Here is a 13,087-nt window from a genome sequence, read left to right as displayed (position 1 = left end):
CCCCCCCTGCCGTTGTTGCGGCTGCCCGCTCCCCCGAGGCGCCGGTCGCCGTCGCCCAAGCAGAGCCCCCCGTGAACATCGCGCTTGCCGCCCAGATGACCGAAGCATTGAATGCCGCTCCGACCACACTTCTGCCGTCTCCCGGAGCCCGCATCGGTGACACGGAAGATTTCGTCTACACGCAGGCCGTCGCGCTGAACAAGCCTTCGGCGCGCTCCGTCGCGCAAAGCATCGCGAACCGCTTCCACCTTCGCCTGGTCTGGGCAGCGCCGGAGATGACCCTACGCGGTCCTGTCACGTTGCTCGGCAACTCGGCCGAAGAAGACATGACGCTCCTCAAGAAGGCCATGGGCGTCTATTCGCCTGTGTCGCTTGACATCCCGACAGGACAAGGCGTCCTGATGGCGGTCGCCCAATCGGGTAGCGATTATCCGAACCTCGCAGCCAAGGCTATCTTGCCTGCGGCGCCCGGGAATACAGACCCCGCCGGGACTCACGTCGTTGCTGGCGGCAGCGTGGTCGGTCAGGTCCTCGGAGGTACAGGCGCGCAGCCGGTTGCAGCTGGCGCGCCGAGCGCCACGGATTCACCGGTTGCCGCAGTCGCCGCACTTGAACTCGTGGTCAACGAAGGTGAACCGCTGGAGGTCGCCATCGTCCGGTTCGCCCGTACCAACGGCTACACCATGGAATGGAAGGTCGACGGCGGCTTTGAGGCCAAGCGGTCGCTTACCTACAAGGGTGCCTCGGTTCGCGAGGTCCTCGCCAACGTCCTGCCGCCGCTTGGCGTGTCGGCAGACATCTACAAACAAGAGTCACACATCGTCGTTCGGCCTGCTGACGCGGCACTCGACTTCTAAGGAGCACCATTCATGTCGAAACGACTTCTCATCGCTGCTGCAGTTGCCACCCTCATCTCGGGCTGCGCGACGCCCTTCGCTACGCAGCAGCAGGCCAAGGACATCACGGACGCACGCGCTGCCGCCGCCGTGAAGGACTTCGTGAAGCAGGGGGCCAGCGGAAGCGTGCGCGAAATCACCGAGCCGCTGAACGATTTCCGTCGCACGGAAGCCCCTGCCAAGCGTGGCGACGTCTACGTGAAGGCGGCCAGCACGCCGTTCGCGCCTCTGGTGAGCGAGCTGTCGAAGAAGCTCGGCTACTCCGTCGCCTACGGCGAGGGCGTCGACCCCATGCGCAAGGTGACCGTGGACTTCAACGGCTCCTTCAGCGAAGACGCCATCCGCACCACCGCGTTCCTTGCGGGTTACGCCGCAGTCTTCGACCGCGACAACCGTACGCTGTACATCGCGGAGAACGCCACCTACAACTTCCGCCTTCCTTCGGCCGTCTTCAAGAGCCTGCAGGCCCAGTACAACGTGGGCGGTGACCCCGCGAATTCCTCCGCCTCGACGAGCGGTGCCTCGGGCGGCAGCGGCGGTGGCGGCAGCGCCGGCGGAACTTCGCTGAAGGCCGAATTCACCATCGCCGGCAAGGAAGGAACCGACGGCAAGGCGCTGATTAAGTTCATGTCCGACATGGCCGGCAAGAATGCCGAGGTGCTGGTGACGGACCAGGGCGTGGTGTCCGTGAAGGGCAACGCCCAGGCGCTACGCCGCATGAGCGACTTCATCAAGAACTTCGCGCGCGACGCCATGACCCAGGTGGAAATCGAAGCCTCGGTCATCGAGGTCTCACTCACCAAGGACTTCAGCCTCGGCATCCAGTGGGGCCGCGTGCTGAACGGCGCCAGCCGCGGCATGTTTGCCGGGGGCAGCTCCGACCTCGCCTCCGCTGCGGTCAAGGCCGCCGGCGGCGACATGAGCTCGCTCATTGGCTCCGCCGCGTCGGCCGCAGCCCAGGGAAGCCTCGGCGGCTACCGCACGACCGCCAGCTCGGCTGCCATCATCAATTCGCTGATGCAGTTCACCGATGTCAACATCGTGTCGCAGCCGAAGCTCGTGTCGCTGAACAACAACCCGGCGACGTACTTCGACGGTACGCAGATTCCTTACTTGGGCAGCGTCCAGCAGACGAACAACACCACGACGGGCGGCTCCACCGGCGCGCCGACGGTGTCTGGCTCCGTCTCGTTCGCCATCGACGGCGTGAGCTTCTCGGCGGTGCCTTCGGTCGTGAACAAGAGCTCGGTGCAAATCACCTTGCTGCCGGTGCTGTCGTCGGTCGGTTCGTTTTCGAACTTCCTGAACGGCACGCTGACGGCCCCAACGCAGTCAAACAAGCAGACCTACATGCGCGTTGTGGCCGAAAGCGGCAAGACGCTGATTCTGGGCGGTATTCGCTACAACAAGGACGTGAAGGACACGAGCATCGCGTCTACGACCGGCCAGAAGAGCACCTCGAAGGAGGTCGTCATCCTGCTGCGCGCCAACGTGATTCCTCCGACCGACAACGACATCATCATGAGCGAATCGCTCTAACAGGGGCGCCGCATGCTTCTTAACATCAGGAAGAAAACGCCGGAGGGGCTGAAGGCGGTCCCTCCGCCGGACAAGGACTTCTCGCTCTTCGTCGCCAAGTCGAAGACCGCCGACGGTGCGGAGAGCGTTTCTGAGGTGCTCGTGCCGCTGCGCGGCTCGGACGACGGCAGCCGGGGGCTCTTCATTCGCAACCCGAAGGAGGTGGTGGACGCCTCCGTGCGCGTCGAGCCTGCGCTGGATGTGCCGTTCACGGACACCAAGCCGACGAGCTCGCCTGGCCCGGCCTTTGAGGAGCCCACGAAGCCTGCGGGCCTGGGCCTGAAGTTGAAGGCCGCAGCGGCTCGGAAGCCCGTCGAGGAAACGTTCGAAGCAGAACCGCCGGTGGTGGCCGAGGGGGGGGGTCAACCGGACGCTGCGCCTCAGGCACCCGCGGCTCCCTCGGAAAGGGGCGCAGACCGAACTGATTCTGAGGTGGCGCAATCCGCTGCGCGTACGAGCCTTCAGGCGCGCTTCGCCAACAAGAAGGAACCGGCGACGGTGGCCGCGGCTCTACCAGGCGCAACTAAGAAGTCGTTTTTTGGTTTCGGCGGCAAGAAGGCCGGCGGGGCCAAGCCTCCAAAGGCCTCCACGAGCTCTGAGGGTGGCGCCCCTGCGAAAGCCGAAAGGTCGGCAGAGAAGGGCGACAGCGCCGGCAGGCCGGCAAAGCCCGCCAAACAGCCCCAAGCGCCCCGAAAGGTCCGCCAATCAAGGGGCGCCTTCCACCTGGTACTCGCACGTGAGGACGGCACCCGCGCGTGCTTCCATGTCTCGGCGCAAGGCCTGCTCGATGTGCCTGAAGGCGACGTGAAGGAAGCGGCAAGCCTCACCGCACAGGACGTCCGCTTCGCGGTGGGCCCGAAGACGACCTACCGGCAGGGCAGCGACCTGGCGCTCTCCGAAGGCGTTGGCGAGTCGGTGCGCATCATTAACGCTGCCAAGCAACTGGGGGCCATCTACGCGACATCGGTGGAGCGGCTGGAAGAGCTGTCCATGCGCGTCGGCCCAGGCCTGCTGCTGGTGGAGCGTGCGATGGTTCGCCGCGAGGTGCCGAAGGGCGCCCACATCGTCTTCATCCTGCTGGAAGATGCGGAGAGCGGCCGCAAGGTTGCAATCCTCTACTACCGCAGCGTGGACGGCGAGTTCAGCGCGCCTCAGGTCACGTTCAATCCTACGAACCTGGCCTTCACCCTGGCGCAGTTCCAGTCGGCACGCGGCCTGAGCCCGGATTCGCAGACGGTCCAGCTCTCCAATGCGGACCTGGTCGCGCAGTCTGGCGAGCTCCAGCTCTACCCGGCTGAGGCCGAGTGGAACGGCATCTCTGTCAGTTCGCTCTTGAATGGCGCCGTCATGGTCGCTGCCGCTGCGGCCATCGGTACCGCCGGTTATGCCGCGGTGCTCAAGACCGGCTTGGCCAGTACGAAGTCGTCCATTTCGTTTTCTCAGAAGAAGGCAGATGCCTTCGACCGAAAGAACCAGACGCTGATTGCAAGCTCACTGGTCAGTTTTGGCAAAAGCCAGTCGCTAGATATTGCTCGTCTCTCAGAACGTGCAGCTGCGATTTGGGCTCCTCGCTCCACCTTGGTGGTCGATGCGACCGCTGCGCGCGAAACCTATGTGGTGTCGATGCCCCTGACCACTGGCGGCTTCGTGAACAACAAGCCCAGCGCGCTCAGCGAACTGCGAAACGAAGAGATTCAACAGCTTCTGAAGCTCACCCCTCCAGAAGAGTGCACGAAAACAATGCCCGGGGTGAGCGGAGGTGTCAATGTCATCCAAGTCACAGTCAACTGCGAAACTCCTGTTGGTAGCGCTGGTCGCTATCGCAGCGACTAGCGGCTACTACGTCAAGCAGTGGTCGCAGGAGGCCGAGTCCGCAAAATCGCGCCTCGCATCCGTGCAACGCGCCGCGAAGGAAGCCGAGCGCGCCCATCAGGAGCTCAGCAGTCAACTCACGCCCGACACGTCTTCGAAGTCGCTCCAGGACGCGGTCACCGCGGTGATGCTTGACGTCTACAACCGTCGGCTGCCTCACGCAGTCACTGTGGCGTCCGTCGCGCCGGGCAAGTTTGCCGCGAGCGGCAGCATGTCGCCGCTGGACACGCTCACCGAAGTCATTCCTGGCACCAAGGTGCAGAGCATGCGGGTCAATATTCGCGGCACCTACTCGGACTACCTGGGCCTGCTGCGCTACATCAAGGACATGCAGGCACATCCGCTGAGCGTCGTGCACCTGAAGGTCCAGGACCAGGCCTACGAACTCGGGCTTCGCGTCTACGGCGACCTGACCCCCGCTCCCTGAGCCGAAACCAGAAACCATGGCAAAACCCTCTCCCTTCGACTTCCTCTCCGGCTCGCGCAGCAAGACGTCCGTACTCTCCCCCGCCAGGCCGGCGCACGCCGCCTCGCGCCCCCGGGAGCCCGAGCACGTCGTGCCTCCGGCCTCGTCGCGCGAGGAGGCTCCCGCGCGCACGGTTCGCGCCGCTGAACCCGTGGTCGTGAACACCGCACAAGTGCTGCCCCTACCGGCGCTCGAGACTGGCCGAGCGGTGGCATTGCGCCCCCAACATGCGCCACGCACGGACGAAATCTTCTCCAAGAAGTCGCTGGAGAAGATTCTGCTGGGCATGGGTGTCAAGCAGTCGCACGTCGACATCGCGCTCAACCGCGCGAGCGAAACCAAGGAGTCCCTAGCGCAAATCATGCGCGACTTCGGCTTTCTCACCGGGGAGCGCGTGGCCGAGGCCGTGAGCCTGCAGACAGGCTTCGAGTACTTCGGTGCCGAGAAGGTCGACGACATCAAGGCAGAGGACCTCGCTGGCCTCGAATTGACGGACTTCAAGAAGTTCGTCCCGGTCGGTCGCCGGCCGGACGGTACGCTGATGGTCGCTGTCCCCGACGCCGACACTGTCAACGCTGCACTGAACTCCTTCTACCAGGAGTCTCGCGCAGAGGTGGTGGTGGCCAGCGAGCACACCATCCAGAACGTCTATCGGAAGTTCTTCGCAAACACGGCTGAGGCCTTCGACCTGGCGGTCAAGGAGTACACAGAGAAGAGCGCCCTCTCGCGGCGTCAGGACGAAGACGACTCGACCCTTGGGTTGATTCGCACCATCTACTTCTCGTTGCTGCGCCATGCGTGCTATTCCGGTGCCTCCGACCTCTACCTGTACCAGTCGGAACACGTGGGCATCGTGCGCCTGAAGGTGAACGGTGTCGGCCAAATATTTCGCACCATCGACATCTCGATGTACAAGCGGTTGCTGACCAAGATGGTCCAGGACAACACCAAGGCGGAAGAGCTGCGGCTGCGTCCGAAGGAAACCGTCGTCGAGTTCACCGACGAGGACAAGAAGGAACACCACGACATCGCATCGCGCTTCGGCTTCCGCCTGGAGCTTGCCCAGTCCCGCGGCATCAACAGTGCCGTCATCCGGATTCTTGACAAGAACTCCGCCGCCACGGACCTGTCTCGGCTGCCCTTCGACGACCAAACCCGCAAGGCGCTGTCTCGCGTGTCCCGCACAGCCACAGGATTCTTCCTGGTGACGGGCCCGACCGGCTCAGGGAAGACCACCTCCCTCTACGCGCTGCTAAAGGACATCGATGCCGTCGAGCGCAGCATCCAGTCCATCGAAAACCCAATTGAGTACAAGCACGGGCTCTGGCTGCAATTCGAAGTGCGCAAGGACGCATCGAACGAAGGGGACGAGTACAACGTCTGGCTCAAGGCGCTCCTTCGGAACGCGCCCGACGTGATTCTGGTGGGCGAAGTCCGGGACAAGGAAGTCGCATCCATCTGTATGGATGCGGCCAATACTGGCCACTTGGTGTTCGCCACGCTGCACACGAACAGCGCGGTGTCGGCTCTGGCGCGCCTGAAGGCACTGCAGGTCGACTCGAATCTGCTGGGCGCCTCCTTGCTGGGCATCCTGGCGCAGCGGCTGGTCCAGACGCTGTGCGACGCCTGCGCCGTGCCCGACGACACGGTCGAAACGCACGAACTGCTGGCAGACGCGAGCTACCTCGGGAACATGGCGAAGAATCCTCGCCGCGCCGGCCGGGGCTGCCCTCACTGCAACTTCACCGGATTCCGTGGGCGCCGGATGGTCTATGAGCTTCTCGAAATGTCCCCAGCGGTGCGTGAGCTGGTAGAGCAGGGCGCAACGCCCACCGCTGTGGCGCGGGCGGGCCTTCCTGAGAGCAAGTCGATGTGGGCCTGCGGCCTGGGGCTCGTTGCCCAGGGCATCACCAGTCGCGAGGAACTCGAACGCGTTGCCAACAAGAGCGTTTAAGCCACAGCGCTAGACGTCAACCAACACATCGGCTTTCGACTCAATGGAACGCGCATACAACTACACGGCTAAGAACGGGCGGGGGATGGTCCTCAACGGGATGGTGCACGCAGCCAGCAAGCCGCTCGCTTACGCTCGTCTCAAGCGGGCTGGCTTCAAGCCACTGCGCGTGACGCTCAACGCTGGAGGCACCATCAAGGGCGTCTTCAGCAAAGAGTTCGACACCCAGGAGCTTGCCCGCTTCTACATCACGCTGGGCCGCCGCATCCAGAACGGCAAATCGTTGGGCGATGGCCTTGAGTCGGCCATCGACTATGTGAGCGACCCGCGCCTGCGTCAGGCCGTGATGATTATGCGGCAGGCGATGATTGACGGTCAGTCCGAGCACCAGGCAATGCTGGCCGCCGGGTTTCCCCGCCGGGATTGCCTTTCCATCAAGTCGACCGCCGAGGCGGGCAAGGCGGCCACGTCCTTCATCTCGCTAGGCGAGGAAATCCAGCGCACGGATGCCATCCGTCGCTCGGTGAGCTCGACGTTCCGCATCCCGAAGGTGATGGCGGTCTTCATGGTTCTCTTCATCTGGGCTGCCATCGTATTCATGGCCCCGATGACGTTGACCTTCCTGAAGCAGACCGGACTGCGGTTGAGCTTCTCGCCCTTCATCGCCAACTACTTTGAATTCGTGAAGTTGTTCAATGGTGGGCTGCCCCGACACACGACCACGACGGTTATCTCGTCGTGCTTGTACTTCGGCGCCTTCGCAGGCATCGCATACTTCCTGAGGTCGCAGACCTTCAAGGACATGCTCGACCGCATCGAGTCGCTGCGTACGCTATCCGTGAAGTCGGACCACGCCGCACTTTGGAACAGCTTCGTGCTGCTCTATGACGCGGCGATTCCTGCGAAAGAGGCGGCGGTCATCGTTGGCGACTCGGCAAAGCGTCTGGACTCCAAGCGCGCCTTTCACAAGATGGGCAAGCTCATCGACGCGGGCCGGCCGCTGGACGACGCCGTGACCAATGCGGGGTTCCCGCCGGTCGTCATGAACGGTATCAAGGCCGCAGTGTCCTCGGGCTCCATCGTGCAGGGCATGACAGAGATGGCCAAGAACCTCGAGGAAGACGTTCGAGTGATGACCGACCTGCTGCAAGAAAACGTCAAGTTGCTGTCGGTGTTGTTCGTCGGCTTGGGCCTGCTGCTGGTCTTTGTGATGACCTACTATCCCATGATGGCCTCGGTAATGTCGAACCTATAACGCCATAGGTTTCAGCCTAATAGCACTGTCAAGTAGACATCCCGCGCCTTATCGTGAGCTTTGTCAAGGCCCCTCGTTGGGGCCTTTGTCCGTGCGCTGCGCATGAGGGCGTGTTTCGAGCAGCTATTGCAAAAAAGCGGCCAGCTTGCCCTGATTTCTGAGGCGTGGTTGCTAGACGTCAGGTGCGAGTCCTGCGTGAGAGCGCGAGGCGAGTGCAAAGGTGCTCCAGCGTGCGGGCCTGATAGCCCGTGATTGCGGATGCATAAAAGTTCTTCCCTACACCACAGGCCTACATCGGTCTAAGGATTACCCTCCATGAAAACCCCCCGCAATCGTTCGCTGCGCCAGCGCGGCTTCTCCCTCATCGAAGCGCTGGTCGTGCTTACGATTCTCACCATCATGGCCTTGCTTGCGGCCAGCGCATTCGACGGCGCGCGCACGAAGGCACAGGCCATGCTGAACCTGGGCAAGCAGATTGGCGAAGCCAACATCAAGCTGAAGCTCGACACCGGCTGCTACGTCAAGAACGCAAAGGCTCTGTTCGACCCCGTCGCCGCCGCGGTTCCCGCGAACAACTACTGCGCGCGCACCTTCGGTACCAACTGGACGAGTGCCTACATGGCCAAGTACCCGACGGATACCACCACGGGCGCCATCAAGTTCGACAAGCTTGGCTCTGAAGTCACTGCATCGTTCCCTGATGCGCCCGAATCGGTCGTCATCAGCGGGACCACGTGGAAGCGCTACTACGTGCGCTTCTCGAACGTTCCGGTCGACGTCGTGCGCCAAGGCCTGAACGAGTGCAACGGCAACCCGGAATCGAAGGGCGACTTTTCCACGGACAAGTGCCGCACCGACGTGAACCTGTCCTCGGACACCCCGGGCACGTTCGACATCCTGTTCGACGAAACCCGCTAATCCAAGCCGGGAAGGACGCCATCATGAGCAGGCTGCGGCCCGTGCGCCAAGAGGGCTTCGGCCTGCTCGTGTTCGTCTTGATGGCGAGCGTGGTGGCCCTGTCCATCGTTCTGGGCTACTCCGGCCTGCTTACTCGCGAGGAAGCCAATCGACGCCCCGCCAAGATGCAGGCCCTGCTCGAGCAGTACAAGACCCAGGTCATGGGCCTGTACCAGCAGCACGCGACCGAGCTGGACAATCCGTCGGCCGGAAACGGCGTCACGTTCGGAGACATCTTCGCAGGCGCCAACATCCCCGTACGGCACGGGCTGAGTGGCGCCATGTCGAACCTACTGCCTGGCGAGTCGGGGTTGCTCTACCGGCGTATTGTGCTCTTCTATCCAAGCGAGACGGACGAGACGAATCCTCCCGACCTGGCGAGCTTCGCCGCGACTGGCGAATTCAAGTCATGCACAGACGAGTCGCTGCCGTGCAGCCCCCGGCAGTTCATCACGATGGACTCCCGCGACATCCATCGGGCGGCCCTACTGGAGACGCAGCGCCGCCTGGAGCGTGTGGCCCTGAAGGCGCAGGCCTTCTTCAAGGCACGCATGCTGCAGGACGCCGAGAAGAACATCTCGGTCAACTACTTCCGCACGCCTTTCGGTCCGTCGGGCCCGGGCGTGGCCGGAAATCCCTGCCTGACCGACGAGAGCATTGACCTTGCGAACCCGAGCTTGCGAGCAATCAACGAGCTTCAGTGCCTCGACACGTACCGCCCGCTGGTGTCCCTGGTCGGCAGCACGTGGGTGCCCCAGACCAATCTCCCTCTGGTCCTCGGCTTGGCCTCAGATGAGCTCGTGTCCGGATGGGGAGCACCCATCGAAGCCTCGAGTTGGCAGGACAGCGAGACCAGCGAACCGCCTTTCACGATGGTGTTCCGCGCGCCCAACCCCTTTGGGGGCTACGTGACCATGCGTGCCATCCAGCAAATCTAAACCACCCCTCTGATGCTCTCCGAACTCATTCAGCAAGCCGCCGCCGAGCCGCAGGTTACCGACATCATCCTGAAGGAAGGAGACCCCATGTGGGTTCGTCTCCAGGGCGAGGTGGTGCGCTCCGAATCGTCCAAGGTGACGCGGGACCAGATGCAGACGCTGCTGAAGAAGCACCAGCAGCATATCGGCGTTCCCGCCGAAAACATCCAGAGTGTTTTGGAGGAGAAAGCAGGGGACCTCGACTTCGCCATCAAGGTTGGCCAGTTCCGCTTCCGATGCAACCTGTATCTGACCAACGGTCGCCGCCTGGCGGTCGCAATGCGACGCCTGCCGGACAAGGCACCGCCGTTGGCGCAGCTTGGCCTGCCCGACGGCTACATGAAGCGCCTGCTTACGCAATCGAAGGGGCTGCTGCTCGTGACGGGCGCCACCGGCTCGGGCAAGACCACCACGCTCGCATCGACCGTCGACTTCCTGAACGAGTCAAAGTCCGCCCACATCATCACGCTGGAAGACCCGGTGGAGTACCTTCTCACCTCGGAGTCCTGCCTCGTCGACCAGCGCCAGATTGGCCGCGACACCAATTCGTTCTCCAACGGCTTGCGCGCTGCCCTGCGCGAAGACCCCGACATTCTGCTCATCGGTGAGCTGCGTGACTTTGAGACCATCAAGACCGCGCTGGCGGCAGCGACCACGGGCCACCTGGTGCTCGGCTCGCTTCACACCAACTCGGCACGCCAAAGTGTGGAGCGGCTCACCAGTGAGTTCGGCGCCGAGCGCCGCGACTGGGCCCACATGGTGCTCTCCCAGGCGTTGCTTGGCTGCGTGACCCAGACCCTCGTTCCCCGTGCGGACGGGAAGGGCCGTGTGCTTGCCGCCGAGCTGATGATTTGCACGCCCGACATCAAGACTGCCATCCGAGATGGCAAGACGTCCGCCATCTTCAACCACATGGACACCGGCTCCTCGTTCGGCCAGGTGCTCCTGAACACGACGCTGCGCAACTTCGTTCGGTCGGGGGTCATCACGGCAGATGAGGCGCTATACGCCTCCTACGACCCCGCAAACCTTCGAAAGGAGCTTGGCCTTGCTTAAGTCAACCCTCGGCGCCCGTCGCCAGCGAGGCTTCTCGCTCCCCGAGGTGCTCATCGCGCTTTCGGTCATCACCATCGTCTCGTTCATGGTCATCGGAGCCGTGGGCCCCTGGCTCGGCTTGAAGCAGAACATCGACAACGACCGCCGTATGCAGGACATTCGACAGGGCCTTCAGGCCGTGTACGAGACGCGTGCGTACGAAGCCGAGACGCTCCCGGCCGGCCAGTTCTTCGGCCTGGTGACCAGCACCATCGACGGCGCCGGCAACTGTAATCTGCAATCAAGCGCATTCCGCCAGCTCAATACGCTCATCAGCGACGCAGGGGCCCAGGCCGCGAAAGACGGCTACGGAAACGCATGGTGCGTATTCGTCTCCGGACAACTCCAGAAGCCCGGGGATGGCACAACGCTCTACTACCGCAACATCTCCATCGTCTCCGCGGGCTCGGACAGCCTTTTGGCGCCGGGCACGCGGATGGCTGCGGATGGTTTGATGAACTACAGCGGCGACGATGTCGGCATCACCGTCTCTGGCTACGACGTGCAGTACCCGAAGCTGAAAGAAACGCTGCGCCGGATGTCTCGCGTCGCCACATCTTATGAAGCGTACTTCAGCATGCGCTTCCTGTCCTATGCGGACCGCGACATCACGCGCGACTACTTCAGCCAGCGGTATGACGCCTCGAGCGCTGTCGCCAGCACGGAAGGCGGCTGGGCGAACGCGGACGCGCTACTGGCAAACATCGGCGTGAGCGCCAGTGACGCCTTCACCGCGTGGGAGCGCAACAACAACATCATCGTCGCGAACTACGACGAGCAGCTCGGCAGCCAGCGCGTTCGCTCACCCGCCACGACAGGTACGGGCATCTTGCCTTACACGGCAATCCTGGCGGCCCGGGTCCCTGCGCCGGCTGGCGTAGACCTCTACGTGACCCGCGTGGCAGTCGGCAATTACTAAACCCATTCGCTATAGCTGCGAGCAAACGGAAAATCTCATGACCAAACCTCTCATCCTCGCCCTGGCCCTGGCTGGCTTGTCCTCGGTAGCGTTCGCTCAGGCGCCTGCGAAGGCCCCCGATGCGCCCGCCGCCATCGCGGCGCCCGCTGCAACCCCTGCTTCGGCAGTTGCGGTGGCGCCAGCAGCCCCGACCCTGTCCTCGTTGACCGCGGGCGCGGTGGCCACGTTGGGTGCAGTGCCTTCGCAAGCCCCCGTGGCATTGCCGGGCACCTCCTCGGACCAAGCTGGCAGCTTCGTCAATCCGTTCAACGGCAAGCCGCTGTCGACCGAGCAGCTGCAGCGTGAGCTCGAGGTAGCGCGCTACCGCTCCCAGCTGCTGGAAGAGCGGTTGAAGCAGACGAGCACGGAAGCAGAAATCAAAAACGTCCCGATTCGCAAGGGTGTGGAAGCCGCTCAGGCATTGACGCAGACCAAAAAGGAAGAACTCCAGCTGCGGGATGTCGAGCAGTCCATGAAGCCGCAGCCCAAGCCTTCGGCACAGGAGCAATCTGGCGAGCCAAAGCCGGTCAAGAAGTCGGCAAAGGCGCTCGCCAAGGAAAAGGCAGAGGCCGAAGCTGCTGCGCGTCGCGCAGCGGAGATTCAAGCCGCCCAGGCCGCGGCGATTCCTCCGGCAACCTTGCTGTCGGTCATCTCGGTCGGTGGCAAGAACTCGGTCGTGCTCGACATCCGCGGGAACGTGGCTACCATCGCTGACGGCGAGATGAGCCCCGCAGGCCCGGTGAAGGTCATCAACACGCAGAGCGCCAACGTCGGCGGCCGCACGCTCAAGGTTCACGACCAGACCATCGGCCGCTTCGTGGTGTCCGACGCCAAGAAGGACCCCGTGCTACTGGGTGCGGGCATGCCGGTGGGCGGTGCTTCCTTCAATCCCGGGTCCAACGTGACCGCGCTGCCGCCGTCCATTCCGGCCAACAAGGCCGCGACGCTGCCGCCGCCCCCGCTGCCGGCCGGCTTGATGAACACGACGAACGCCAACAAGACCATGCCGTCGGTCGCCCTCCAGTAAGCGCTCGTACATCGCTCGCCGACACTGCTCTCGCCCGTTGCGCAAACCCTAA

11 protein-coding genes are annotated in these 13,087 nt (G+C 63.3%); all 11 read left to right on the top strand.

Annotation, left to right across the window (positions count from 1 at the left end; translation table 11 throughout):
- Positions 1–71: 71 nt before the first annotated feature.
- Positions 72–857: a hypothetical protein gene (locus APY03_RS42295; protein ID WP_198161204.1), complete on the top strand. Its 786-nt coding sequence runs from the start codon at positions 72–74 to the stop codon at positions 855–857.
- A 12-nt stretch (positions 858–869) separates the two neighbouring features.
- Positions 870–2,435, top strand: a complete 1,566-nt coding sequence (locus tag APY03_RS02495) for a type II secretion system protein GspD (RefSeq protein ID WP_068673542.1) — start codon at positions 870–872, stop codon at positions 2,433–2,435.
- A gap of 12 nt (positions 2,436–2,447) precedes the next feature.
- The gene (locus APY03_RS02490; RefSeq protein ID WP_068673540.1) at positions 2,448–4,307 is read left to right on the top strand and encodes a hypothetical protein; all 1,860 of its coding nucleotides are present in this window, start codon (positions 2,448–2,450) and stop codon (positions 4,305–4,307) included.
- Positions 4,240–4,773: a hypothetical protein gene (locus tag APY03_RS02485; protein ID WP_146039481.1), complete on the top strand. Its 534-nt coding sequence runs from the start codon at positions 4,240–4,242 to the stop codon at positions 4,771–4,773. Before APY03_RS02490 ends, APY03_RS02485 begins: the two co-directional genes overlap by 68 nt.
- A 16-nt stretch (positions 4,774–4,789) precedes the next feature.
- A complete protein-coding gene (locus APY03_RS02480; RefSeq protein WP_068673536.1) occupies positions 4,790–6,766 on the top strand; it encodes a GspE/PulE family protein in 1,977 nt (658 codons plus the stop codon).
- Between the two features lie 43 nt (positions 6,767–6,809).
- A complete protein-coding gene (locus APY03_RS02475; protein WP_083944114.1) occupies positions 6,810–8,021 on the top strand; it encodes a type II secretion system F family protein in 1,212 nt (403 codons plus the stop codon).
- A gap of 315 nt (positions 8,022–8,336) precedes the next feature.
- A complete protein-coding gene (locus tag APY03_RS02470) occupies positions 8,337–8,939 on the top strand; it encodes a type II secretion system protein (RefSeq protein WP_068673532.1) in 603 nt (200 codons plus the stop codon).
- Positions 8,940–8,962: 23 nt separating this feature from the next.
- Positions 8,963–9,916, top strand: a complete 954-nt coding sequence (locus APY03_RS02465) for a hypothetical protein (RefSeq protein ID WP_068673530.1) — start codon at positions 8,963–8,965, stop codon at positions 9,914–9,916.
- Positions 9,917–9,928: 12 nt separating this feature from the next.
- Positions 9,929–11,011 (top strand): type IV pilus twitching motility protein PilT, encoded by a 1,083-nt coding sequence (locus APY03_RS02460; RefSeq protein ID WP_068673528.1) that lies wholly within the window; start codon positions 9,929–9,931, stop codon positions 11,009–11,011.
- Entirely contained in the window at positions 11,004–11,969 is a 966-nt protein-coding gene (locus APY03_RS02455) for a type II secretion system protein (protein WP_068673525.1), read from the top strand. Before APY03_RS02460 ends, APY03_RS02455 begins: the two co-directional genes overlap by 8 nt.
- 37 nt (positions 11,970–12,006) lie before the next feature.
- Positions 12,007–13,035 (top strand): hypothetical protein, encoded by a 1,029-nt coding sequence (locus APY03_RS02450; protein ID WP_068673523.1) that lies wholly within the window; start codon positions 12,007–12,009, stop codon positions 13,033–13,035.
- The last annotated feature ends 52 nt before the right edge of the window (positions 13,036–13,087 follow it).

It is taken from the genome of Variovorax sp. WDL1 (assembly GCF_001541225.1).
Lineage (GTDB): Bacteria > Pseudomonadota > Gammaproteobacteria > Burkholderiales > Burkholderiaceae_C > Variovorax.
Note: the sequence above shows the minus strand (reverse complement) of the source record. Positions and strands in the feature narration are given on the sequence as shown.